Annotated in this window: 22 protein-coding genes; 14 read left to right on the forward strand and 8 right to left on the reverse strand. The window is 41.7% G+C overall.

What is annotated here, in order from left to right:
* The first annotated feature begins 44 nt into the window (after positions 1-44).
* From ade to IPM95_10295, 4 genes are all read left to right on the forward strand, one after another.
* Positions 45-1,673: an adenine deaminase gene (ade, locus tag IPM95_10280; protein MBK9329676.1), complete on the forward strand. Its 1,629-nt coding sequence runs from the start codon at positions 45-47 to the stop codon at positions 1,671-1,673.
* Positions 1,674-1,717: 44 nt separating this feature from the next.
* Positions 1,718-2,848 (forward strand): carboxynorspermidine decarboxylase, encoded by a 1,131-nt coding sequence (nspC, locus tag IPM95_10285; GenBank protein MBK9329677.1) that lies wholly within the window; start codon positions 1,718-1,720, stop codon positions 2,846-2,848.
* A gap of 89 nt (positions 2,849-2,937) precedes the next feature.
* Positions 2,938-3,324 carry a DUF1232 domain-containing protein gene (locus IPM95_10290; protein ID MBK9329678.1) on the forward strand — a complete coding sequence of 129 codons (387 nt, stop codon included), beginning with the start codon at positions 2,938-2,940 and terminating at the stop codon, positions 3,322-3,324.
* 14 nt (positions 3,325-3,338) lie between these two features.
* Positions 3,339-3,740, forward strand: a complete 402-nt coding sequence (locus IPM95_10295) for a DUF1232 domain-containing protein (protein MBK9329679.1) — start codon at positions 3,339-3,341, stop codon at positions 3,738-3,740.
* Positions 3,741-3,778: 38 nt separating this feature from the next.
* Here the strand turns inward: IPM95_10295 and IPM95_10300 are convergent, their stop codons facing one another.
* Complete coding sequence (locus IPM95_10300) at positions 3,779-4,432, reverse strand: response regulator transcription factor (GenBank protein MBK9329680.1); 654 nt, start codon at positions 4,430-4,432, stop codon at positions 3,779-3,781.
* A 472-nt stretch (positions 4,433-4,904) separates the two neighbouring features.
* Here IPM95_10300 and IPM95_10305 point away from each other — a divergent pair, with 472 nt between their 5' ends.
* A complete protein-coding gene (locus tag IPM95_10305; GenBank protein MBK9329681.1) occupies positions 4,905-6,077 on the forward strand; it encodes a saccharopine dehydrogenase NADP-binding domain-containing protein in 1,173 nt (390 codons plus the stop codon).
* Positions 6,078-6,100: 23 nt separating this feature from the next.
* Here the strand turns inward: IPM95_10305 and IPM95_10310 are convergent, their stop codons facing one another.
* The 6 genes from IPM95_10310 to IPM95_10335 form a co-directional block, all read right to left on the reverse strand.
* The gene (locus IPM95_10310) at positions 6,101-6,784 is read right to left on the reverse strand and encodes a 1-acyl-sn-glycerol-3-phosphate acyltransferase (protein MBK9329682.1); all 684 of its coding nucleotides are present in this window, start codon (positions 6,782-6,784) and stop codon (positions 6,101-6,103) included.
* Positions 6,781-9,591 carry an insulinase family protein gene (locus IPM95_10315; protein MBK9329683.1) on the reverse strand — a complete coding sequence of 937 codons (2,811 nt, stop codon included), beginning with the start codon at positions 9,589-9,591 and terminating at the stop codon, positions 6,781-6,783. The genes IPM95_10310 and IPM95_10315 overlap by 4 nt, the downstream gene beginning before the upstream one ends.
* 65 nt (positions 9,592-9,656) lie before the next feature.
* The gene (locus tag IPM95_10320) at positions 9,657-10,919 is read right to left on the reverse strand and encodes an MFS transporter (protein ID MBK9329684.1); all 1,263 of its coding nucleotides are present in this window, start codon (positions 10,917-10,919) and stop codon (positions 9,657-9,659) included.
* A gap of 35 nt (positions 10,920-10,954) precedes the next feature.
* A complete protein-coding gene (locus IPM95_10325; GenBank protein MBK9329685.1) occupies positions 10,955-11,809 on the reverse strand; it encodes a hypothetical protein in 855 nt (284 codons plus the stop codon).
* Between the two features lie 72 nt (positions 11,810-11,881).
* Complete coding sequence (locus IPM95_10330; protein ID MBK9329686.1) at positions 11,882-12,292, reverse strand: hypothetical protein; 411 nt, start codon at positions 12,290-12,292, stop codon at positions 11,882-11,884.
* A gap of 6 nt (positions 12,293-12,298) precedes the next feature.
* Positions 12,299-14,719: a penicillin acylase family protein gene (locus IPM95_10335; protein MBK9329687.1), complete on the reverse strand. Its 2,421-nt coding sequence runs from the start codon at positions 14,717-14,719 to the stop codon at positions 12,299-12,301.
* A gap of 102 nt (positions 14,720-14,821) precedes the next feature.
* Here IPM95_10335 and IPM95_10340 point away from each other — a divergent pair, with 102 nt between their 5' ends.
* From IPM95_10340 to IPM95_10360, 5 genes are all read left to right on the forward strand, one after another.
* Entirely contained in the window at positions 14,822-16,438 is a 1,617-nt protein-coding gene (locus tag IPM95_10340; GenBank protein MBK9329688.1) for a DNA polymerase/3'-5' exonuclease PolX, read from the forward strand.
* A 32-nt stretch (positions 16,439-16,470) separates the two neighbouring features.
* Complete coding sequence (locus IPM95_10345; protein ID MBK9329689.1) at positions 16,471-16,998, forward strand: DUF1573 domain-containing protein; 528 nt, start codon at positions 16,471-16,473, stop codon at positions 16,996-16,998.
* A gap of 24 nt (positions 16,999-17,022) precedes the next feature.
* Positions 17,023-17,883, forward strand: coding sequence for a UbiA family prenyltransferase (locus tag IPM95_10350; protein MBK9329690.1), 861 nt, complete (start codon positions 17,023-17,025; stop codon positions 17,881-17,883).
* Positions 17,884-17,942: 59 nt separating this feature from the next.
* Positions 17,943-18,359: a Holliday junction resolvase RuvX gene (gene ruvX, locus IPM95_10355; protein MBK9329691.1), complete on the forward strand. Its 417-nt coding sequence runs from the start codon at positions 17,943-17,945 to the stop codon at positions 18,357-18,359.
* A 90-nt stretch (positions 18,360-18,449) separates the two neighbouring features.
* Positions 18,450-19,010: a peptide deformylase gene (locus IPM95_10360; protein ID MBK9329692.1), complete on the forward strand. Its 561-nt coding sequence runs from the start codon at positions 18,450-18,452 to the stop codon at positions 19,008-19,010.
* Positions 19,011-19,015: 5 nt separating this feature from the next.
* On the opposite strand, the gene IPM95_10365 is transcribed toward IPM95_10360, so the two are convergent.
* Positions 19,016-19,639, reverse strand: a complete 624-nt coding sequence (locus IPM95_10365; GenBank protein MBK9329693.1) for a carboxypeptidase-like regulatory domain-containing protein — start codon at positions 19,637-19,639, stop codon at positions 19,016-19,018.
* 185 nt (positions 19,640-19,824) lie between these two features.
* Here IPM95_10365 and IPM95_10370 point away from each other — a divergent pair, with 185 nt between their 5' ends.
* The 4 genes from IPM95_10370 (at position 19,825) to IPM95_10385 (ending at position 24,722) form a co-directional block, all read left to right on the forward strand.
* Complete coding sequence (locus IPM95_10370) at positions 19,825-21,213, forward strand: dipeptidase (protein MBK9329694.1); 1,389 nt, start codon at positions 19,825-19,827, stop codon at positions 21,211-21,213.
* 333 nt (positions 21,214-21,546) lie between these two features.
* Complete coding sequence (locus IPM95_10375; GenBank protein MBK9329695.1) at positions 21,547-21,771, forward strand: YgiT-type zinc finger protein; 225 nt, start codon at positions 21,547-21,549, stop codon at positions 21,769-21,771.
* A gap of 77 nt (positions 21,772-21,848) precedes the next feature.
* A complete protein-coding gene (locus IPM95_10380) occupies positions 21,849-22,769 on the forward strand; it encodes a restriction endonuclease (protein ID MBK9329696.1) in 921 nt (306 codons plus the stop codon).
* 21 nt (positions 22,770-22,790) lie between these two features.
* Positions 22,791-24,722, forward strand: coding sequence for a DNA primase (locus tag IPM95_10385; protein MBK9329697.1), 1,932 nt, complete (start codon positions 22,791-22,793; stop codon positions 24,720-24,722).
* Positions 24,723-24,828 lie beyond the last annotated feature (106 nt).

Below are 24,828 nucleotides of genomic sequence, written 5' to 3' on the forward strand. Positions count from 1 at the left end.
ACTTCGCAGGGCTGATACAGCTGCGAAGTTTTTATTTAAATGCTATGCAAACCATAACTGCCAATTATATCGATATATTGAACAGGGAAATTTTTCCTGCACGAATAGTCGTTGAAAACGGAAAGATAGCGTCCATCGAAAGAACGGAGGATGTGGTATCAGACTATATTTTACCGGGCTTTGTAGATGCACATGTGCACATCGAAAGTTCCATGCTGGTCCCGACAGAATTTGCAAAGAAAGCGGTTGTGCATGGTACGGTAGCGACTGTTTCCGATCCGCACGAAATAGGAAATGTTTTGGGGAAAGAAGGCGTGTATTATATGCTGGAAAATGCAGGGAAAAGTCCGCTTAAATTTAATTTCGGGGCACCATCCTGCGTGCCGGCAACAGGTTTTGAAACAGCCGGTGCGGAGATAACGGTTGAAGATATCGATGAATTGATGCAGTTGGATGAAATTAAGTATCTGGCGGAAATGATGAATTATCCGGGAGTCCTGTTTCAGGATAAACTGGTGATGGATAAAATTTCGGTGGCGGTGAAATATCATAAACCGGTCGACGGACATGCACCCGGATTAACGGGTGAGGAGGCACTGCAATACATTGCAGCTGGAATCTCTACCGACCATGAATGTTTTACATACGAAGAAGGATTGTTCAAGCTGCAACAGGGCATGAAAGTGCTGATTCGTGAAGGCAGCGCTGCGAAGAATTTTGACGCGCTGATTGATTTATTGCGTGAATATCCTGATGATATCATGTTTTGCTCCGATGACAAGCATCCGGATGATCTAATGGCAGGACATATCAATTTACTGGTGAAACGTGCCTTGCAGAAAGGAAATGATTTATTCCAGGTTTTACAGGCTGCCTGCATCAATCCTGTCCTGCATTATAAACTGGATGTCGGCTTGATCAGGTCAGGTGATGCGGCGGATTTCATTCTGATAAACAATTTGGATGATTTTGAAATCCGGGAAACGCATATTGATGGTATATGTGTGGCTAAAAATGGTGTTACCTGTTTGGAAACTATTCCTGAAAAGATAGTCAATAACTTTTCCATAGGGAACAAGCAACCGTCAGATTTTTTACTGAAAGTATCCAATGAAAAAGTGAAAGTGATAGAAGTACTGGATGGTCAGCTTATTACCAGTACGTATATCGGAACGGTTCAAACGAATAAAGAAGGGTATGCTTTTTCTGCCCTGGAAGAGGATATACTGAAAATAGCCGTTGTCAATCGTTATCAGGATGCACCTGTTGCGGTAGCTTTTATCAAAAACTTTGGATTGAAAAAAGGAGCACTGGCTTCATCTGTGGCGCACGATTCGCATAATATCATTGTAGTGGGAGTGGATGAAGAAAGCATGAGTATAGCTGCAAATGCGGTTATTGCGGAAAGTGGAGGTCTTTCTGTTACGGATGGAGTGCAGACAAGAATATTGCCGTTGCCAGTTGCCGGATTAATGAGTACGGACAGTTGTGAGGTGGTTGCAGAGAAATATACCGATTTACTTGAAATGGCAAGGCAATCAGGCTGCACGTTGCACTCTCCGTTTATGTCCATGTCTTTTATGGCATTATTGGTAATACCTCAGTTAAAGCTCAGTGACAAGGGATTGTTTGACGCTGAAAAATTCCGGTTTTGTGGTTTGGAAGTAAATTGATTTATAATAATAGCAGATACAAAAAACTGCACTAACTTTAAGGTATGAATATTGATTATACTAAAATCCCGTCCCCATCCTATGTAATGGAGGAAGAAAAGCTACTGAGCAATCTGACCCTTTTGAAACAGGTGCAGGCTGATGCAGGTATTCATATTATCTGTGCCTTGAAGGGGTTTTCCTTTCATCATGTATTTCCGACAGTAAAAAAATATTTACATGGTGCCACTGCCAGTTCTTTACACGAAGCCAGATTGGTTTTCGAAGAGATGGGTGTAAGGGCACATACCTATTGTCCTGTGTATGTCCCGTCTGAGTTTGACGAAGTGCAGTCCATATCGTCCCACATTACTTTTAATTCTATATCCGAATATGAACGATATAAGGATAAAATGCTGCCATCAGTTTCTTATGGTTTCCGAGTAAATCCGGGTTATTCGGAAATACAGACGGAATTGTATGATCCCGCGTCACCTAATTCGAGATTGGGTATTCCGTCCGGTTTGTTGGGTGATACTTTGCCGGAAGGCATTGCCGGTATTCATTTTCATGCGTTGTGTGAAAATACATCTTATACGCTGGAGAGAGTGCTGGAATCCTTTGTAAAATTATACCATCCTTTGATTCAACAGGCGAAATGGATTAATATGGGAGGCGGACATTGTATCACACGTAAAGATTACGAACCGAAGCATTTGATTCAATTGATGAGGTCGTTTAAGGCACAATATCCGAATATTGAGGAGATAATCCTGGAGCCAGGCAGCGCTGTCGGCTGGCAGACCGGCGTATTGGTCAGTACCGTGCTGGATATTGTTCACAACGGAGCATTTCCAACGGCGATGCTGGATGTGTCGTTTACCTGTCACATGCCCGATACGCTGGAGATGCCTTATAAGCCTGTTATTCGGGGACAGGCAGAGAAAAGCCTGTTTGAATACAATATGGGCGGTATGAGTTGTCTGGCCGGCGATTATGTGGGCTCCTATTGTTTTGAAAATGAACTGAAAGTGGGAGATACGGTTGTATTTGAAGATATGATACACTATACCATGGTAAAAACGACCACTTTCAACGGCATTAACCTTCCGAATATCGGAATCTGGAAAACCGATAATACATTTGAATTAATCCGTTCTTATGGTTATGAAGACTATAAAAACAGGTTGAGTTAAATCAATTAATGTAAATAATCCTGTTTTCGTTTAAAGCTATCAGAACTGCCATCACTTTTTTTTATAAATTGCATGTTCATTGAATACGTATGCAGACAATATTTGATAAATTATACAGAAAAGCGGAACGATTGATCTCTTCAGAAAAATCGGTACTGTCTAATTTCCTGGACGATGTATTTTTGAAGATCGGAGAGTCGACGGAATATTTCTACAAGTTTCAGGACAGCCTTTTTGCTTTAGTGAAGATGGCCCGAGCCTGGCTTGAAGGGGATTACAAAAATATTTCTAAAAGATCGATTGTCGCTGTAGTGGCAGCATTGATTTATTTTGTGAATCCATTTGACCTGATTCCTGATTTTATCCCTATACTCGGACACCTGGACGATATGCTGGTCTTGGGATATTTGATCAAGATGCTGAATAAGGAAATTGAACGATTTATGGCCTGGCAGCAGGCTCAGGGCGTTCAGTAACAAATTGAAAAAATATGGATAATTCTCTGCTTTCGGTTATCCTGCGTTACTATTACCCCGAAACGTCCCGAAAGGTTCAGGATATAGTCGCTTCCCATGAGAAGCTGGAAATGCTAACGGCAAAAGTTTACGGCAAGCTGGAGAAATCAGTGCAGCAATATGCGGACATCAGTGGCCGATTGATGGATTTGACCGGATTGTTAGATGCATGGCGTAAAAAAGAGTATACTGACATTTCCTATCTTAATCTTATTTTAGGTGTTTTCATCCTAGTGTATTTTGTCAGCCCCTATGATGTTATACCCGATTTTATTCCGTTTGCAGGTAAGGTGGATGATGATTTTGTCCTGCAAAGAGGATTCGCCATGCTGGATATAGAATTGGAAAAATTCCGCAGATGGAACATGCAGCGATAAGAAGCACTAAACCTCGTTAATTGGCTGAAGCCAGCGGATTACACCAACCCTTTCTTATAGGCTATTTTCAGGAGTGCGGCGGTATTGTTCACATTCAGTTTCGCCAGCATATTTTTACGGTGTGTTTCTACCGTATTTTTACTGATGAATAATTTGGTGGCAATATCCTGTGAGGTTAACCCCAATGCAATCAGTTGTAATATTTCCAGTTCACGCTGAGTGATTTGAGCTGCCAGCTCATCATAATTTCTGTCATCATCGTCATCCCCGTTTGAGATGGAGTTAATCAGTCTCTCCTGTGCATCCTGATCCAGATAAGACTTATCCTGATTCACCGTTTCGATAGCTTTCAGCAGATCATCTTTGGATATGTTTTTCATCACATATCCTTTTGCACCGATTTCCAGGCATTCTTTTATGAAACGCGGCTCACTATGCATGGTCAGCATCAGAATCTTAATGTCTGGATTGGATTTTTTAAGTTGTTTGGTGGCTTCCAGCCCGTCCATCTCCGGCATGTTTATATCCATCAGTACCACATCTACCTTGGCATTTCTGATACGCTCAACGGCTTGTTTGCCATTGTGGGCGGTGCCGGCAATTTTTATATTGGGTTCATCGTCCAGTAATGAAACAATTCCATCCAGAAAGATCTGATGGTCATCTACTACAAAAACATTTATTTCCTGCATAAGGCTGATTTAATAAGTCACAAAGTTATTTCTTATTATGCAAATTCCCTGCCATTTACCAATATTTAATAAAAGAAAACCACTTCCTTGTTTTCAGGTACTCATAATTGGTTTCATTCTCATAGGCTTCGCGTTCAAACGAAATATTTCGGTATGCCTGCTCCCAGTTTTTATATTTTAATAACAAAATCAAAAATTCAAGATAATAGAGTACTATAAACAGGATCAGCAATAATTCGGCCTGTTGGTAAATATGAATCATCTCATGATTAATAAAGGTTTTATCATTTTTAAGGGTATTGTTTTTAAGAATAATAAATGGGTAAATAGTAATCCCAGAAATTGGTTTAGGCGTAAAATAGCGTATAATAAATGAGTTAACCCAGATAATCATAGTCTGAAATTAAAAATTAAATTCCAAAACAAAGATTAACACATCTGAATTCGTATTTTTAGGAGATAATAAAATAATATGGGAACGAGAAAATATGACATTGTCTTATTTGGTGCAACGGGGTTTACAGGTAACCTCGTATCGGAATATTTTGCACATCATGTGTCTCCTCATAAGGTCAAATGGGCGATAGCAGGCAGGAATATCAATAAACTGGAAGCGGTAAAGATAAAATTAATGCACCTGAATCCGGAATGTGCAGAGGTGGGAGTGTTGGAATGTAATTCTGATGATTTGAAATCGTTGGAGAAAGTAACGAAGCAGACAACCATCATCATCACTACGGTAGGGCCGTTTGTACAACATGGCGATAATCTGGTGCAGGCCTGCGTCAATACTTCCACGAATTACTGTGATATCACAGGGGAACCGGAATTTGTAAAATCTGCTTTGAAGAAACACGATGACGCCGCCCGGGAAAAAGGCATATATATCATCAACTGCTGCGGTTTCGACAGCATCCCGGCAGATGCCGGAGCATTTTTTACGGCTATGCAGTTGCCTGCCAATGAAGTCAAAACGATAAGAGGATTTGTATCCACCAATGCTTCCTTCTCCGGCGGCACATATGCTTCCGCTATCAATGCGATGGCAGATGCAGGAAAAAATTTCAGTATTTTCCCGGCTAAAAAAAGTGACGATCCTAAACCATCAAAGAAACGGATAGAAAGTACAATCTATTTTGATAAGACTTTAAAAAAGTGGGCGATACCCATGCCGGTTATCGATCCCTGGATGGTCATGAGAACCAGCGGTTATCAGAAAGATGTTTTTGGAGATTCTTTTGAATATGCCCAGTTTATCTCGGTAAATACGCTGCCGCAGGCTATCGGACTTGTTGGAACTGTAGGTACATTAGTGGTCGGCGCTCAAATTCCGCCTGTTAAAAACCTGATGCTGCAATACCGCAAAAGCGGAGAAGGTCCATCACTGGGAGAGCGCGCAAAAAGTTATTTTAAAGTGACCTTTATAGGTGAAAGCGAAACTAAAAAAGTGCTGACAAAAGTTTCCGGCGGTGACCCCGGTTATAGCGAGACATCGAAGATGTTATCTGAAACGGCGCTGACCTTACTGGAAAATATAGGAAAGTTGCCGATAGCCGGTGGTGTGCTGACACCCTGCGGCGCATTGGGCAATCTGCTGATTGAAAAATTACAATCCAAAGGGATTATGTTTGAAGTGATTGGTTAATTGTATGAAAAAGCAAATTTTGTTTATGCCGGTATTCTTGTTTCCAACCGGATTTGCAAATCATTCAGCACCATTTTTTTCCACTCTTCGCTTCCTGGAGATTCCGGAAAGCTGGCTTTATATTCTGCAATATCAGCAGTGTCGATATTCATTTTAATCGTTTTGAAAATTTTGGGCATTCCTTCTCCCGGAATCTGTACGTGATGCAGGCCTCCGCTATAAGCAAAGATTATCTGCCCTTTATACAGTCCTTTCAGAACATCCACTACGCCCTGTTTTACGTTCATTTTTTTGCCCTCCAGGTCCAATCCGTTTTTTCGTTTCATTCTTCCTTCCGGAGCGATGATGATGATGGAGTCTTCATAGATGGATTCTAAAAATTGCTCCCAGCTGTTATCTCTTTTCCTTGTAATCGGCATCATGCCTGGGCTGAATAATTTAAAGAAAAATCCGACAATGGGGCGGTTGAGCGTCTTATCTGCAGCCGGTGCCACCATTCGTTTGGAGAGTGTGCGTAAAAAATGATTGGGTAAAAACCCCAGGTATAAAAACTCAAACAGCGAAGTGTGATTCAGAAAGATAATCAGTTTAACGTCATTCCATCTTATCCCGGCATCTCCCCTGGGCCATCCTATTTCAAAACGATAAAATAATTGGGATACAAATTTAATAAGCAGCAGCGTGACATAACTGAGAATACTTTTCATCTTTCCGGTTCTAACACCACCTCAATATAATTATTCATATTTAGATATTTGTTAAAAGCGGCCTTAATTTTTTGTCTGTCGATTCCGTCGATGAGTTTAGGGTAGTTTTCCAGCATGCGGATATCCTTTCCATACTCGTCAAAATAAGTAATCGTATTGACCCAAAAACCGTTATCTTTTAAATCCGTTTCATGTTCTCTGCGCAATGTTTCCTGCACTTTCTTTATTTTCTCTTCACTGGTCATATAATTTTTCAGTGAGTCTATATTCCGGTAAACCGCTTTAAGTAACTCGTCAGTGCGCTTTGGGTCGGTATTAAACTGAATATTGATTCCATAGGCATTTTTTGGACGTTCCGCAAATTGTCCGTTTACACCTACGCCATAAACGCCTCCCTTGTCTTCCCGCAGGGCTTCCCGTAGCTGAATGTCTGATATTTTAAGCAGGACATTAAATATGAAATAATCCTCCTCTGTCCATGCAGCCTGACCATGGAAATGTATGCCTACCAGATTTTTTTGTGTCAGACCCATTTTTTGCGTAGAGTGGACGACTCCTGTTGTCTTGATGATATTCGGGTCCTTCCAGGTTTCTTTTTGTCCGTTCGACGGAAGGCCTCCTAAGTAGGTTTCCAGCAATGGTTTTATTTTTTCAATGTCAATATTACCCACCAGCACGAATGTAAAATCTGATGCATCTTTGAATCGTTCCCTGTATATTTGAAACGATTTCTCAAAATCAACTTTTGCCAGTTTATCTGTGGTGGTGATGCCTCTGCGGATGTTGTTGTTGAAAATGATGTTCTGAAATTTATCGACAAAAAAGGCGCCCGGGTTGTCTAAAATATGTTCGACGGAACTCTTTTGTTTAGACATGAACGAATTGAAATCATCCAGTGATTTACGCGGTTGTGTGAAATACAGGTAGGTAAGCTGAAGCATCGTTTCCAGGTCTTTTTGATTGCAGCTGCCGTTAAATCCTTCGTCCAGCTCAGCCACATACGGATAGCAGGCAGCCGTCTTGCCGGCCAGTAATTTCTGTAATGTTGTTTTATTAAAAGTAGATACGCCCGATTCGAGTACAACCGCATTCGAATAATCGGCGCTCATATAATCTTCGTCCGGATAGAGGGAACTGCCACCTGGGCTATAGGCAGTCATTAGTATTTCGTCGTTTTTGAAATTGGTGGTCTTCAGTATAATGCGTACGCCGTTTTTTAGTTCGAGGGTTGTGATATTGTAAGATTCGTTTTTTGTTTCCTTTACAACGGGAGAAGGAACAGGGGGTGTATTTATCAGAGGTTCATCAATGATAATTTCTTCATAGGGAACGACTTTTCCCGTAATTATTTCATCTGCTAATTCAATGATATCGTTTTCAGAAGGCAATGATTTTTTTTCTGTCTCGGGTGCTGTCAGGACAATTACCCTGTTTTTGTCGGTGATATATTTTACGGGTAACGCGTTGATATCTTTCAGTGTGATTTTCGGGATAATTTTCTTTGCCAGCGTGCACTCTTTTTCAATGCCCGGCGAGGGCATATTCTCTAAAAAATGAGTTATATATTCTCCCGCCAGGTCGCCGGACGCTGTCTTATTCTTTTCTTTCAATGCATTTTCGTAGCCTGTCAGCAATTCTTTTTTTTGCCGTTCCAGTTCGGATGCCGTGAACCCATACCGCTTTATACGTTCATTTTCGGTTAACAGGATTTTTAGGGCATCTATGGTTTTTCCTGTTTTTGTTACGGCCGTTAAGTTGAAAGCATCGTTGGCCCGTGTTTCCCGTTCATATCCCGAATATGCTGCGAAGAAAGGCGGATTGGGCTGCTGCATCAGTTCCTGCAACCGGTTATTGAACATCCCGTTAAACAGCACATTTATCAGGTATCTTTTGAATCCTTCTTCTGAGTTCTGGTTGTCTGCCGGATGCTTATAGATAATCATGACTCTGGAATAGGTTGCTTCCGGGTCCGTGCAGACAGATACCAGTGTTTTGGAATGTTCCGGCAAACGATAGATTTCTTTTTTCTTTTCTGCAGTTGGATTCTGTATGCCACCAAAGCGTTTCATAATCTGCCGCTCCATTTCACCCACATTGATATCACCCACAACAATAACAGCCATTAAATCTGGCCGGTACCACGAGTTGTAAAACGAGGAAAGCCGCTCGTAGGGTGCATGCAGCAGAACAGCTGTGTCACCGATAGGCAATCGTTCCGCATACCTGGATTGGTGATAAACGACCGGTAAATAGTTATCCATCATTCGCTTGTTGGCACCTAAGCCATTCCTCCATTCAGAAAGTACGACACCGCGTTCCTTGTTTATCTCGGTGGTATCGAAACTCAACCCATTCGCCCAATCCTCCAGTACCGTTAATCCTTTATCCAGCATCTCTTTTTTATCGGTCGGGAGTTGCAGCATATAGACGGTTTCATCAAAACTGGTATAAGCGTTCAGGTGGGTGCCAAATTTCGTGCCGATGCTTTCCAGATAATCGACCAATTCATTTTTTGAAAAATGCTTTGTACCGTTGAATGCCATGTGTTCCACAAAATGCGCCAGCCCTTTTTGTGTTTCTTCCTCCTGATTGGAGCCTGCATTGACTGCCAGCCTAAGTTCTACACGGTTCTCCGGTTTGTTATTATGCTGGATGTAATACGTTAGTCCGTTCGACAGTATTCCGTAACGTACTACCTTGTTGAGCGGCAAAGGTTTGCCGGTGGCAGATTTTGCCTGGGCTCTAATGCCTGATAAGATCAGGCTGATTACAAACAGCAGCAACAACAAGCTTGAGGATTTTCGCATGATTTTTTTAAATTAATCGGACAGTAATTATCGTAAGATAGAACAGGGGAAAGATATAAAAATTATTATGAAGCCGGATGCTCTTTTAATTCCAGTTTGCGTATCGATGGTGATACGAAATAGGTGGCGATAACAATCAGGCAAGTCATGCATCCGCCGAAGATGACGGCAGGTACCGTACCCATCAGATGAGCGGTGGCTCCGCTCTCAAACTCACCGATTTCATTGGAAGATCCGATAAACATGGAGTTCACGGCGGAAACCCTGCCCCGCATGTGGTCAGGGGTGGCTAATTGAACAATGGTATGGCGAATGGATACGCTGATGCCATCCAGCGCCCCGCTCATCACTAAACAAAACATGGAGAACCAGAATAACTTGCTGACGCCAAACAGGATGATGAACACACCAAAGCCAAATACGGCTATCAGTAATTTGATACCGGCATTCTTACGGATTGGGAAGTAGGCAAGTATCAGCAGCATGATGATGGCACCCATGGCTTGTGCGGCTCTCAGCCAACCTAATCCTTCGGCACCTACATGTAAGATGTCTTTGGCATACACGGGCAGCAATGCCACCGCTCCGCCAAATAAAACAGCGAACAGATCCAGTGTGATGCAGGACAGGATGACTTTATTTTCGACGACAAATTTCAATCCTTGCATGGCACTTTGAAAAACACTTTCTTCCTGCGGAATATACTGAATCGGTTTTTTCTCAATCTGCATCAATGCGAAAATGGCGATGGATAAAAAGAGAACAATAAAAAAGAAGGTAACGGTGATGCCGAGTTTGCCGAGCATAATACCGCCGACCGCCGGACCCAGCACAGCACCCAGTTGCCAAGCCGAACTCGACCAGGTGATGGAACTTTGATAAACCTCTCTCGGAACAATCTGCGCCGCCAAACCGAAGGATGCCGGTCCGGAAAAACTGCGTGCAATACCTGTAAGAAAAATAACCAGAAAAATCAGTATCACTACCTTCTGGTTGCCCATAAACACAATCACATTGGATTGGGTGATGAAAAGCAACACCAGACACATGACGGTATAGAGGGTTATAAATCCTATCAGCATCGTCCGCTTATCCGATTTATCCGCAACATATCCGCCATACAGGGCAATGCCGATGGCAGGAATGGCTTCCGTTAATCCGATAAAGCCTAAAAGTAATTTTGAATTCGTCAGTTCATAAATCTCATAACCGATGATTACGGCCTGCATGGTGAGCGCAATCGTAATCAGAAAACGAGCCAGTACATAAGCACGAAATTCTTTATACCGAAGTGCCAGATAGGGATCTTTCCCGGAAGGAGTATTCATTGGGTAAAAATAAGATAAAAAGCAGGATAATCAGCTTACAGCTTATTGATATATCCCTTTAAGTGCGGTTTTTCCTGGGTATTGTCCACCACATCAAAGTCAAAGCCTATATCCGTCTTTTCATGGCGGAAAATGATGCTGGCCGGCAGAAAAACAGGTACTTTAAAGGAAGCAGTCAGTTCAAAGCTTTCCGGCATTCTTTTTTCAAAGATGGATAATATTTTCCCTACACTCCACATACCGTGAATGATGTGGCGTTCAAAACCAAAGATCTTGGCTGTCAGCGGATGTAAGTGTATGGGGTTAAAATCGCCGGAAGCCATGGCAAATTCAAAACCCAGGTTTTGATACAGGCTCCAGCTTTCCTTAATGCAGTTTTCGTGTAAGGTGGGCTGCCTCCATTCCAGTACATTTCCTACCCCTTCTTTGCCTTTGTACAAATAGATGCTTTCATCTTCCCATATGCGTTTACCGTTCACTTCGATATAGCTGAGCACCTCAAAAGCCTGCCCTTTGTCGTGTGCAATCAGATTGCCCAATTTGCAGGTAACGGAAAAATCTTCACCAATGTATAACGGACGGTGCTGTTTGATGGAATTGGCGAAATGAATCAGCCCGGGCAACGGAAACGGCACTTCCGGCTGGCTGAGCAATTGGGTGTGCAGCGGAAAGATGTAGGCATGTATGTAGGTGGCTGGAACAATCAGCGTATGGTCAAAGCCGCAGACCTTGTTGTATTTTTTGAGTGCGTCAGGTTTAAGAGATGTCTTTTCCAGATGGATGGAGATATCCGGAAAATCTCCCTTTCCTTTTTTGAAAAAAGTGGTGGCGACGCGGGCATATAAGCCGGCCCCGGAATTGATGGATTGCAGTTGTATGGTTCGTGACATGTTAGATAAATACTTAACAGAAAGGTACGGAAATAGATAAAGAAAAATATTGATGCAGGATAAAAAATGAGATTATTTCAGTTTCAATCGATAACTGCCGCTTTTGACGGCTTTGCGCAATCTTTTCCTACTGCCGTCATCAATGATCATCGCGCCGGCCATGCAGGAAAGGCCGCCAAGCAGCGCACCTAAGAAAGTGGTTATCATTAATAAAACGCCTCCGGTGATGTCCGTTTTCAGGCTCTGGGAAAATAACAGGGCGATTTTAGAACTCAGGATATGTTCATTTCTGATGTCCAGCACAAGTGCATATGCCAGCCAGAATATACCTACCGCCAGCAAACCGGCTAAAAAATTATTGCCCGCTTTGTTGGATAAGATCAGGCCGACCATAAAGCATATGATAAAGGGTGTGTACCAAGGCATAAACAGGGTAAGCAGGAAACTCAACAGCAGGATGGAGAAAACTTTAACTAGGAACATAGTGCTTTATTTTTTGTTGGTAATACTTCTCATGGCTTCATTCTTATCCGCATAGAAATGCAGTTTGTAATACTCGCCTTTTGCCCATTTATCTATAAATTCCGTAAACCCTTTGGTAGCGGGATTGCCGCTTTGTCCTCCGGGATACAGGCCGTAGCATTGTGGTTTCCCGTTGGTGAAATCCACTATCATGCGCCAGGAAGGACCCCATTTGGTGGAAGCGGCATTTACAATATTATTATAGCCGCCTATCGGTAAGTCCTTGATCGAGAAAGCATCCAGGAGGGCTAAATGGGTGATGCGGGTATTTTTATAATATTGCCATTTTGCAGTATTATTCTTGTCTTTTTCGAATTCCCTGAAAAAAGAGGTTGTTTTTCTGAATGCCAGCTCTACCACCTCTTTAGCTGTTTCTTTCGTATCGGTGTTCAGAATGTCAAATAACGGAAATGCAGGATCGCTGACAATCAGGTTCGCGGTGTTGTAAGGCTCAGGCATGCGCAGCGAAACATTCTTGTTATCCAGTTCATCATAGGTGGTCTGTTCGATAGTTTCCCAAAGTTTATAAAAATAACTGGGTGCTTCCAGTTCGATATTGGCTTCGTAATTCCAGGAGGATAAAGAAGCGATTATCTTTTTGGATAACGGATCATTGCTGCCGTCCATATTAGTAAGCAGCGTAGGTAATACTTCTTTGGCCAGCAAACTTAAATTGTTGTTTTGCAGTTTGCCCATATCTTCCCGGGTAGCATGTTCTGTTGAGGTAAGTGTGGTGTTGATGACTCTGTTTCTGTAGTTTTCATACACTCCGTTTGTCAGATACGGATAGGTTGGATCCACCGGATTCTGATTGGCGCTGCTGCAAAATCCACGCTCCGGGTTCAGTACATACGGATTCTGTTCATTGGGAATGCTGGCTTTTAGTTTTGCCAAATCCACCGTTGCCAATGGAGTCAAAAAGGAACCATCGCCGGGATTGGTGCGCAGCATAAATCTTCCCTGCTGCCGGATGGCGATATTATTCTCCACGTCCGCATACACAAAGTTTTGTCCGGGACAGGAATAGTAATTCAGGGCTTTCAGGTAATCCTTGTGATTTTTGGCGGTGTTCAGGTAATAAAAAGCCATTAAATCGTTGGAGGGCTCTTCTGCCCGCCAGTACGTGGCGATGTGTTTTTTATCATCCGCTTCGCCAAATGTTTCGTCATAGACAATAGCACCGACTTTGGTCATACGGATGCTGTCCACCAGATCCTTTCCTTTTCTGATTTTATAGGTTTCCACATCATATTCAAATGGAACATAATCATTACCCAGTTTGTAGGCTCTTTTGCGCTTATCCTGATATTCCACCGTAAAATTATTGATAACATCCCGTTCTGCATTCGTCACACTCCAGGCGATGTGGTCATTGTGGCCGATGATTACACCCGGTGCGCCCGGAATGGTTACGCCATACACATTTAAGCCAGGACAATTCAGCTGTACCTGGTACCAGATGGAAGGCAGGTTGAGGGACAGATGCGGGTCACCGCATAAGATGGGTTTGCCGGATTGTGTTTTGCTCCCGTTGATACACCAGTTGTTGCTTCCGTAATTCGGATTGGAATAAAATTCCCGGTAAGGATTCTTATAAAAGGCAAGGGAAGATTTATTGGCAGTTGGGGCGGAGAAAGAATCCACCGATTTAAAACCCCACTTGGTACCGACAGGAATAATCGGGTCAATAGCCGGCGGCGGAAAGTCTGGAAACATCTTTTTGTAAATTTCTGTCCCGAATAAGCGAAGTGCATTGGTGTTCTCAACATCGGTATCGTAATAGGTTAAATCCTTGGCCATATATTTCATCAGCAAGGCGCATTTCAATGGCGTCCACGGTTCAGGCTTATAGCCGATGAGTTTGTATTCGATGGGAAAGTTGGCAGGCTTAAGCTGTTCGATATAAGCATTCACCCCTGCTGTGAAATTATCTACAATCGCTTTGCTGACCGGATTCTTCTCCATTTCGACAACGGATGCTTTTGCTGCTCTGACAATTCCGATTCGTCGGCTGAACCGGTCCATAGACAGGGCCTTTTCACCCACCAGTTCTGTCAGCCTGCCGGATGCAGCATAGATCTGGAACTCCATCTGCCAGAGCCTGTCTTTTGCTTCCACATACCCCTGGGCATACATCAGGTCTTCTTTGCTGTCGGCAAAAATATGCGGTATGCACAGTTCGTCATAGACTACGGTGGCCGTTCCTTTCGGGCATTGAATCTGTAATGAAGTGTTGCGTGTTTCTTTTTGTGAAGCGCTTTTCCAGAAGCCATGGGTGGGCGATAAAAACATGCCCAAAGCCGGAACATCTCCTAAAGGCCGGTTCAGAAAAAACACCAAAACGCCAACGGCTAATGCTATGAATACACCTGAAATCTTTTTAACCATAAGACTGAATTACATCAAATTTACTGAAAAGATATAAGGAAACCGATAGAAGATATAAGAATTTTAAAATGAATTCTGTAGCGGTTTGATTATTTTTGGAATATGAACAATAATGAAATTGCGCAACATTTCGCCCTGCTTGCCGACCTGATGGAATTGCATGGTGAAAACCCGTTTAAGATCAAGAGTTATACGTTTGCCGCCCGACATTTGAAAAATTTGGAACCGCCACTGTCCAACCTATCTATTGAAGAGCTGGAAGAAATAGAGGGAGTGGGAAAGGCGATAGCAGCTAAAATTTTTCATTTATGCAAAACTGGTAAGCTGGACCTGCTGGAAAAGTTTTTGTCCGTAACACCGCCGGGCGTGGTCGAGTTATTGAAAATAAAAGGCATTGGCCCTAAAAAGATAGCGCAGCTCTGGAAAGAACTGGAAATAGAGAGTATAGGTGAACTGGAATATGCCTGTAATGAAAACCGATTGATTACACTGAAAGGATTTGGTGCCAAGACACAGGAAAATATCTTGCAGCAGATACAGTTCATCAATCAAAGTTCGAATAAGTTCTTGTGGGCAAACCTGGAAGAGCTGGCCAATGAAATCTTGCACGAATTGACGCAGCAGTACCCGGATTTGCTCATCTCCACCTGCGGTGATTTCAGAAGGAAAGCCATCGTCCTGGAAGGAATAGATTTTTTAGTTGGAAATGAGGATCCGGCAATACAACATGCAATAACTGAAAAATATAAGCAGTATCCTGTTCATTTCTATTTCTGTGGCAAAGACTCTTTTTTTCTGAAATTGCTTGAATTATCCAGTGATGCTGGTCATTTTAGTTTTTTATCCTATAAAACCGACGCGTCAAGATCATACTCTTCTGAAAAAGAAGTGTATGAAAGCGCAGGTTATCCGTTTATCATTCCTGAACTGCGGGATAACAGGATGGAGTGGGAATTGGCGGAACGCGGAGCGCTGGATAAGCTGATTCAGCTAAGGGATATCAGAGGGATTGTTCATGCACACAGTGATTACAGTGACGGCAGCAATACATTGAAAGAAATGGCGTACCATTGCAAAGAGCAGGGGTTTGAATATTTGGTGATTTCTGACCACAGCAAGAGTGCCTTTTATGCGGACGGATTGAAGGAAGATAAGATACTGCAACAACATCAGGAAATTGACCTGCTCAACAGGGAACTGGCACCATTCAGGATTTTTAAAAGTATCGAAAGCGATATACTGAATGACGGCAGTCTGGATTATGATAACGATGTGCTGCAATCATTTGATTTGATTATCGCTTCCGTGCATTCCCAGCTGCGCATGAACGAGGAAAAGGCCATGCAGCGGCTGATAAAAGCGGTTGAAAATCCATATACCACCATACTTGGGCATTTAACGGGCAGACTGCTGCTGTCGCGGCAGGGATATCCTGTAAATCATAAAAAAATAATTGATGCCTGTGCAGCCAATAAGGTGTGTATCGAATTAAACGCGAATCCATATCGGCTGGATATCGATTATTCCTGGATTCTTTACTGTCAGGAAAAAGGATTATTGGTTTCGGTCAATCCGGATGCCCATAATTTGCGGGGTGTTCATGATATACAGTACGGCACCCATGCGGCCAGGAAAGGCGGTTTGCTGAAGGAGAACACACTAAACGCTTTAACGAAAGATAACTTTGAAAAATACCTGAAAAATAAAAACCACCGATAGCAAATTGCTATCTTTGCAAAAAAAAGTAGAATATGCAAAAATCACTTTATGTTTTCATCTTATCGGGTTTTGTCATGCTGTTTATGGTTCAGTGCAGGAATAAAGAAATATCGGCGGATGTTGAAATCCAAAAGTTTGATAAGGATTCTATTTTAAAAAATGATAAGGTCTTAAAGAAGACGGATTCTGTCAGCAAAATCACTGACTCGGAAGCGGAGGCAGGAAATAAAGAAGTCACCTCCATAAGATTTGATAAGGAAGTGTACGATTTCGGTGAATGCACGGAAGGAGATAAGGTGATTAAATCAATCGAATTCACGAACACAGGTAAATTGCCGCTGGTGATTAACCAGACTTACGGTTCCTGCGGATGCACTGTTCCAAAATACAATAAAGAACCTATCGCTCCGGGTAAAAAGGGGGCAATTGAGATTCAGTTTGATTCCTCCCGCAAACCGGGTGCCAATACGAAATCCGTCATGATTGAAGCGAATACAAACCCATCTGTTACAAGCATAACTTTCAGTGTAAAAGTAAATACAAAGGCTAAGAAAAAATAGACTATAGTTTGTAAGGATTCAAAAATGAAAAACTACCTATCATTAGTAAAATTCTCTCATACCATCTTCGCGATGCCTTTTGCCATGATAGGTTTCGTGTTGGGATGTTACCATATTCCGGGCATCACTGAACCATATTGGTGGGTATATAAGTTGGGATTGGTGCTGTTGTGCATGGTGACTGCACGAAATGCCGCCATGGCTTTCAATCGCTACATAGACAGGAGATACGATGAAAAAAATCCGCGGACGGCTGTTCGTGAAATTCCAAGTGGCATCATTACTCCTAAAAACGCGTTGTTTTTTGTAGTGGTAAATTGCGGCTTGTTTATAGCAGCAACCTTCTTTATCAATCCATTATGTTTCTATTTGTCGCCTGTTGCTTTGACGGTCATATTGGGATACTCCTTGACGAAACGTTTTACATTCTTGTGTCATTTGATTTTAGGTGTTGGACTGGGGCTGGCACCCATCGGCGCTTTTCTCGCAGTTGCCGGCAGATTTGAAATCCTTCCGTTGTTTTTTTCGTTTGCCGTTTTATGTTGGGTGGCGGGTTTTGATATCATTTATGCCTTACAGGATGTGCAGTTTGATCAGGAGCACAAGCTGTATTCCATTCCGTCTTATTTCGGACAGGAAAAGGCAAAATGGATCTCCCGTTTCCTGCATCTGTGCAGTACGCTTTGCATCTTTTCCGCCGGCGTGTATGGCAACTTTCATATGTTATTCTGGATAGGTTTTGCCATATTCTGTGGTTTATTGATTTATCAGCATTCTTTGGTGATTCGTTTCGGACTGCAAAAGATAGGTATGGCATTTTTTACCACAAACGGAATAGCCAGTGTCTTGTTCGCTGTTTTTGTGATTGCAGATGTTGTGTTTTAAATCAAAACGGGAAGCAGAAATGCTTTTTAAATCGTTAAGACGTTACAGTTAAAATAAATATGTCAAAAATTCTTGCAATAGATTTTGGTGCTAAACGGACAGGATATGCCATTTCGGATGACTCCAGAATATTCGCATTTGGATTGTCGACTCAGGAAACAAAGAATAACATATCCTACCTGCAGAATTTACTGCAGAAAGAAAAGATTGATACCATCGTTATAGGCCTTCCCAAGAAATTAAATAATGAATTCGCAGATATTGTTCCGCGAATTCAGCAGTTTAAAAATGAGCTTAGAAATAAATTTACGGATATTACCCTTATAGATATGGATGAGCGTTTTACCTCCAAAATGGCGTTTCAGTCTATGATTGACAGTGGAATGAAGAAAAAAGACAGGCAAAACAAGGCGTTGGTAGATGAAATCTCTGCCACCATTATCTTGCAAAACTATTTAGAAGTACATAAATCCTGAACGCCGGGAACGATTCATTTTATTTAAACGTTTATTTTTTTAAATTTGCAGCCGGTATGCATGACCTACATTCATGTATCGACAAATAATATGATTTTAGCCATTACACTCTACGGAGACCCGGTTTTGAAAAAACGTGCAGAGGATATTTCATCGGAATATCCCAATCTGAATGATTTGGTTAAAAACATGTGGCAAACGATGTATGCCGCCTCCGGTGTGGGGCTGGCTGCGCCGCAGGTTGGTTTGTCAATCCGCTTGTTTGTGGTGGATACCCAGCAATTGGCGGAAAAAAGAAAGAAAGGTTTTACCGGCATCAAAAAAGTATTTATAAACCCAACTATACTGACAGAAACAGGAGAAGAATGGAAGTATGAAGAAGGCTGTTTGAGTATTCCCGGAATCCGCGAAGATGTCTTTCGTCAGCCGTCAGTAAAAATTCATTATTTCGACGAGCAGTTCAATGCATTCACGGAAGAGTATGACGATATCACAGCAAGGGTCATTCAGCATGAATATGACCATATTGAAGGGATTTTGTTTACAGATAAACTCAAGCCTCTGAAGCGGAAGTTGTTGTTGCCAAAACTGGCAAAAATTGCCCGGGGTGAAGTGGATATTGATTACCGCGTAAAAGTGTATAAAAAGTAAATCTTTTACTTCTTTTTCTTCTTTTTAGCCTTGATGTCTTTGATGAATTGTGCCCAGGCAAACGGATTTGTCAGAGAAATACCGGGCCTTTGATTGCCGTAACGGTTATAGTAATATTCAGCCTGAGATTGGACATATTGATTGAAATTTTCTTTGCCGTCAAAATTGGTCTTCTTGGAAATTTCATCCGTCAGGATGGATTGTTCAATTGTTTGTTGTGCCAGTTCCTGTAAGTTATTCGGAATATCCAGATTCAGCATGGCGTGTCTCAATTGTCCGGGTGTTGGCAATGGTTTGATGGTGACACCTTTAAGCTGAACAATATCGCGTTCCAAACCTACTTCTTTTGTGAAACTTTTTTGTTCAAAGTCTGTTGGTATGACAATCTTGAAGGTTTTGTATCCTAGTGACTTAACGACAATGGTATCTCCTTTTCCTGCAACAAAAATAAAATATCCGTCGGCTCCCGTGATGGTACCCCTGTTTTCGTTCTGAATATAAACGGCACAAAAAGGAACGGGTACATTACTTTCCGCATCTCTTACAAATCCGGAAAATTGAACAACATCCTTGGCTCCGGCAACAAAATAAGTATAGCTGAGAAAAAGAACAGTAAACAGTCGCTTCATGATGAAAATTATCTCCAAAATTAATACCAATAATCGGTTAATACTACTTTTTACACTTTAATAATACTTTTTAACAGATTTACAACTAGTTAGCACCCGATTTTTAGGGCTTAGCAAATAACGGTAAATCGCTTATCTTTACCATCCGGCTTTTTACCATTTCATCACTAAAAATTTCAAGCTCTATGGATTTTATTCAACCTTTAATAGAACAAAATAAAAACAGATTTGTAGAGGAGCTTATTGAATGGCTCAGGATTCCTTCCGTGTCCGCTGATCCTAAGTTTAAAAACGATGTGCTGAAAGCAGCCGCATACCTGAAACAGCAATTTGAAAAAATCGGAATGGAAAATGTAGAGCTGCTGCCTACAGAGGGATACCCCGTAGTGTATGCCGAAAAGATATCGGATGCCTCCAAACCAACCGTTTTGGTTTACGGGCACTACGACGTGCAGCCTGCAGACCCTTATGAACTGTGGACTTCACCGCCGTTTGAGCCGGTCGTGAAACCGACCGATATTCATCCGCAGGGCGCTATTTTCGCACGAGGTGCCTGCGACGACAAGGGACAAGTGTATATGCATGTGAAGGCATTGGAGATCATGTTGTCGAATCGTGTTTTGCCCTGCAATATCAAAGTTATTATCGAGGGGGAAGAAGAAGTGGGTTCATCCCATCTCGGAGATTTTCTTCAGAAATATAAGGAAAAACTGAAAGCCGATGTCATTTTGGTGTCTGATACCGGCATCATCAATAATGAAACACCTTCGATCACGAATGGCCTGCGCGGCTTGTGCTATATGGAAGTGGAAGTGGTCGGACCGAATCGTGACCTGCATTCGGGCATTTACGGCGGCGGTGTCGACAATCCGCTGAATGTATTGTGTAAGCTAATCGGAGGCCTGAAAGACGACAACGGACATATTGCCGTCGAAGATTTTTATGGCGATGTGCTGGATCTGAGTGCCGGGGAAAGGGCGCAAATCAATGCAGGGCCTGTAACCGTGGAGGCATTTGAAAACAGCATCGGATTGCCAAAATCATTCGGAGAAGAAGGATATACACTGGCGGAACAATTAACCATCCGACCGACACTGGATGTCAATGGTATCTGGGGAGGGTACATCGGCGAAGGAGCTAAAACGGTACTGCCGGGCAAAGCCAATGCTAAAATATCCATGAGGTTGGTTCCAAATCAGTCATCTAAAAAAATAGCGGAAATCTTCACCAGGCATTTTGAGAAAATTACGCGCGATACGGTGAAAGTAAAGGTGACCGAACATCACGGCGGGGAACCGTATGTGACGCCGGTGGATTCCGTGGAATTCCAGGCGGCATACAAGGCGATGGAGAAAACGTTTGGCAAGAAGCCGTTGGCCATGCGCAACGGCGCCAGTATTCCGATAGTTGCGCTGTTTGAAGAAATTCTTGGACTGAAAACCGTGCTGATGGGCTTCGGGCTCGACAGCGATGCCATCCATTCCCCGAACGAGCATTACGGGCTGTTCAATTATTTCAAAGGCATCGAAACCATTCCGTATTTTTATCAGTATTATGCGGAATTGAAAAGGTAGAATTTATACTAAAGATTAACTAACTTTAATATATGGTAGAACTGACGTTGGATTGTAACGAAATATCATTCAGGCAGCATGCTTTGCAGCGAATGATAGAACGAAACATACCATTTGAAGTTATAGAATAGGGTATAAAATTTGGCGAAATTATTAAAGTGTATAAAGATGACAAACCTTTTGAAAGTAAATTATTGTTTGTGAATTTTAAAAACCGGGTTGTTCATCTGGTGGTTTCAAAGGATATGGATAATAATATCTGTTATGTAAGTACGGTTTACATTCCGGATATCTTAATTCGGGAAGAAGATTTAAAAACAAAAAGATAAACATATGAAAACTTGCCCTATCTGTAAAATTGGAAAAATCGGCAGCCCGAGTAAAACCACACTGGCGGTTGAGAATGAAGGTACCTTGATTGTAAAAAAGAATGCCGATGCAGAAATCTGTGATAATTGTGGCGAAGTTTTTCATACGGCCCAAACGGCACAGCAGATTATATCTGTTACTAAGCAGGCACACGTAAGTGGCAGGGAGTTAGAATTGGTTAGGTTGTAGTTGTTTCCCTTTTTGTATTTCACTAACTTGATATTTTGGACTGTAGCGAGAAATCTTGCTTAAATTAATGATATTTTATGCCAATACCAGATTTTCAAACCTTGATGCTACCTTTATTAGAATTTGTTTCTGATGGTAAAGAACATATTAGTAATGAAATTGAAGATTTTTTAGCAGAAAAATTTAATTTATCAGATGAAGATAGGCAGCAGATGTTACCAAGTGGAAAACAGCAGGTTTTTACAAACAGAGTTGCTTGGGCTAAAGCAGACCTGAAGGGAGCTAAATTAATTGATTCACCCAAAAGGTCTTTTGTGTCAATAACAGAAAGAGGTAAGAAGATTATAGAATCAAAACCATCTAAAATTGACAGAAAACTGTTAAAACAATTTGATGAGTATAATTTTTATATAGGTGCTTATAAGAATGACGATAAGGTTGTTTCTAAAAATGACAATAATGTAATCAGTACAAATGACTCTACACCAGATGAAATTTTAGAATCATCGTATCATACAATAAGAAAGAATTTGGCAAGCGAGTTGCTTTCAAAGTTAAAAAGCATGAACCCTTACAGATTTGAAGTAGTAGTAGTTGAGTTATTGGTAAAAATGGGTTATGGTGGTTCCATTACAGAAGCAAGTAAAGCCATAAAAAAAAGCGGAGATGAAGGAATTGATGGTGTAATAAGCGAAGATAAATTGGGATTAGATATCATTTATATTCAGGCTAAACGCTGGGAAAATGTTGTTGGCCGTCCTGAATTACATAAATTTGTTGGTGCATTGGCAGGACAAGGCGCTAAAAAAGGAATATTTATTACTACCTCTCACTTTTCCAAAGACGCGTTAGAATATAATCCAAAGAATGATACCAAAATTGTTTTAATTGACGGAATTAAATTAGCAGATTTAATGATTGATTATAATCTTGGAGTATCAAAACAAAATATTTACGAAGTAAAAAAGCTGGATACAGATTATTTTGAAGAAGATTAGTTTTATTTTATATTTCAACCATTGATCACCCGCGATACCATAGCAAAAATACTTGATACGGCTCAGATAGAGCAGGTGGTGGGTGATTTTGTCAATCTCAAAAAATCCGGAAGCATATTAAAAGGCAACTGCCCCTTCCATCAGGAAAAAACACCTTCGTTCGTCGTCAACCCGAATAAGAATATTTTCAAATGTTTCGGCTGTGGCAAAGGCGGCGACAGCGTCAGCTTTATCATGGAACATGAGAAGTTTTCCTTTCCGGAAGCACTGCGTTACCTGGCCAACAAATACCATATAGAAATTGAAGAGACACAGGTGGCAGCCGAGGACAAACAGGCACAGGATGAGAAAGACAGCCTGCTGATTGTGTTGAATTTTGCAGCAAAGTTTTATCAGAAGCAACTGACCGAAACGGAAGAAGGAAAGGCCATCGGGTTGTCTTATTTCAAGGAAAGAGGGTTTCTGGATGAAACCATTTCCACGTTTCAGCTGGGCTATGCACAGGATAGTTATGACAGCTTGTTGAAGGATGCCCTTCAAAACGGCTATAACAGGGAGCTGCTGCTGAAAGCCGGGCTGATAAAAGAAAAAAATGACAAGGCTTACGATTTCTTCCGCGACCGCGTTATGTTTCCGATTCACAATGTCAGCGGTAAAGTCATCGCTTTTGGCGGGCGTATTCTGAAAAAATCAGAAAACCAACCGAAATACATCAACACGGCTGAAACGGAATTATACCACAAGAGCCAGATATTATATGGTATTGCACAGGCAAAAAATGATATACGCAGGGAAGAAGTCTGTTACCTCGTTGAGGGCTATACGGATGTGATTTCTTTGTATCAGGCAGGTATCCGCAATGTGGTGGCTTCCAGTGGTACGGCACTGACCAAGGAACAGGTGCAGCTCATCAGACGTTTCACACAGAATATAGTGATATTGTACGATGGCGACGCGGCAGGCGTGAAGGCTGCATTGCGCGGATTGGATATCGTGCTGGAACAGGGTTTGAATGTAAAAATAGTATTGCTGCCGGATAGTGAAGACCCGGATTCTTTTGTGAAGAAAAATGGAACGGATGCCACGCTGGATTTCATTAAGAAAGAACAGAAGGACTTTATCCTGTTCAAAGCCACACAAGGCATCAAAGACATCGGTAATGACCCGATTAAGAAATCCGAAGTCATTAAGGATATTGTAGAAAGTATTGCGCTGGTACAGGATAATATCAAACGTCAGCTGTACATCAAGCATTGCGCCGATATTGTGGAAGTGCCGGAAAATATTCTGGTCAATGAAACCAATAAGATCCGCACACAGCATTTCAAAAAATCCAGAGAATTTACACAGGAAGAAACACAGGATATAAATACCTATGTACAAACGCCCGTTAACCATACTCAGCTGATTTCAAAGACCTCTCAGCTGTATCATCAGGAAAGAGACATTGTCCGCATTTTGCTGGAACACGCTGATAAATCAATGACGGAAGAACATTCTGTAGCCGAATACGTCATCTTTGAACTGGTGGATATCGACTTTAAGAACGACGTATTTTGGAAAATCATCAAATGGCATATGGATGCCTATCAGAACGACATCCCGTTTTCGGAAATCAAGAATCTCAATACCTTAGAGGACAAGGATGTGAAAGAGTGTCTGATTGAATTGATGTCGTCTCCATATGAGTTGAGTCCGAATTGGTTTAACAAGCACGAGATTGTTGTAAAGGGGAACGGAGATGCCTATAAATCGGATGTGGTCTCTGCCATGCAGCGGTTTCGTTATTTCAAACTGATGGAGCTGATGAAAATAATGGATGAAAAAATTAAGACAGCGGAGCAGGCCGGCAGATTCGAGGAAATGATTGCCGCCCTGATGAAGAAAATGGAGTTGGTGAAAACCCGTGAGCAACTGGCTAAAGAAATCCAAACGGTTATTCATCCATATTGAATTATATTCAATTGATTATAAGTAGATTATGATTTAAACTGTTTGAAATAATTGTAATGCAATTAAATAATAGTAACCTAAATACCCATTAATTATCAACTAATTA

This window comes from Sphingobacteriales bacterium, assembly GCA_016719635.1.
Taxonomy (GTDB): Bacteria; Bacteroidota; Bacteroidia; order Chitinophagales; family JADIYW01; genus JADJSS01.

Excerpts from the sequence above, each read along its gene's own strand:
- ade (MBK9329676.1), top strand. The coding sequence starts at position 45 with ATGCAAACCATAACTGCCAATTATATCGATATATTGAACAGGGAAATT.
- nspC (MBK9329677.1), top strand. The coding sequence starts at position 1,718 with ATGAATATTGATTATACTAAAATCCCGTCCCCATCCTATGTAATGGAG.
- IPM95_10290 (MBK9329678.1), top strand. The coding sequence starts at position 2,938 with ATGCAGACAATATTTGATAAATTATACAGAAAAGCGGAACGATTGATC.
- IPM95_10295 (MBK9329679.1), top strand. The coding sequence starts at position 3,339 with ATGGATAATTCTCTGCTTTCGGTTATCCTGCGTTACTATTACCCCGAA.
- IPM95_10300 (MBK9329680.1), bottom strand. The coding sequence starts at position 4,432 with ATGCAGGAAATAAATGTTTTTGTAGTAGATGACCATCAGATCTTTCTG.
- IPM95_10305 (MBK9329681.1), top strand. The coding sequence starts at position 4,905 with ATGGGAACGAGAAAATATGACATTGTCTTATTTGGTGCAACGGGGTTT.
- IPM95_10310 (MBK9329682.1), bottom strand. The coding sequence starts at position 6,784 with ATGAAAAGTATTCTCAGTTATGTCACGCTGCTGCTTATTAAATTTGTA.
- IPM95_10315 (MBK9329683.1), bottom strand. The coding sequence starts at position 9,591 with ATGCGAAAATCCTCAAGCTTGTTGTTGCTGCTGTTTGTAATCAGCCTG.
- IPM95_10320 (MBK9329684.1), bottom strand. The coding sequence starts at position 10,919 with ATGAATACTCCTTCCGGGAAAGATCCCTATCTGGCACTTCGGTATAAA.
- IPM95_10325 (MBK9329685.1), bottom strand. The coding sequence starts at position 11,809 with ATGTCACGAACCATACAACTGCAATCCATCAATTCCGGGGCCGGCTTA.
- IPM95_10330 (MBK9329686.1), bottom strand. The coding sequence starts at position 12,292 with ATGTTCCTAGTTAAAGTTTTCTCCATCCTGCTGTTGAGTTTCCTGCTT.
- IPM95_10335 (MBK9329687.1), bottom strand. The coding sequence starts at position 14,719 with ATGGTTAAAAAGATTTCAGGTGTATTCATAGCATTAGCCGTTGGCGTT.
- IPM95_10340 (MBK9329688.1), top strand. The coding sequence starts at position 14,822 with ATGAACAATAATGAAATTGCGCAACATTTCGCCCTGCTTGCCGACCTG.
- IPM95_10345 (MBK9329689.1), top strand. The coding sequence starts at position 16,471 with ATGCAAAAATCACTTTATGTTTTCATCTTATCGGGTTTTGTCATGCTG.
- IPM95_10350 (MBK9329690.1), top strand. The coding sequence starts at position 17,023 with ATGAAAAACTACCTATCATTAGTAAAATTCTCTCATACCATCTTCGCG.
- ruvX (MBK9329691.1), top strand. The coding sequence starts at position 17,943 with ATGTCAAAAATTCTTGCAATAGATTTTGGTGCTAAACGGACAGGATAT.
- IPM95_10360 (MBK9329692.1), top strand. The coding sequence starts at position 18,450 with ATGATTTTAGCCATTACACTCTACGGAGACCCGGTTTTGAAAAAACGT.
- IPM95_10365 (MBK9329693.1), bottom strand. The coding sequence starts at position 19,639 with ATGAAGCGACTGTTTACTGTTCTTTTTCTCAGCTATACTTATTTTGTT.
- IPM95_10370 (MBK9329694.1), top strand. The coding sequence starts at position 19,825 with ATGGATTTTATTCAACCTTTAATAGAACAAAATAAAAACAGATTTGTA.
- IPM95_10375 (MBK9329695.1), top strand. The coding sequence starts at position 21,547 with ATGAAAACTTGCCCTATCTGTAAAATTGGAAAAATCGGCAGCCCGAGT.
- IPM95_10380 (MBK9329696.1), top strand. The coding sequence starts at position 21,849 with ATGCCAATACCAGATTTTCAAACCTTGATGCTACCTTTATTAGAATTT.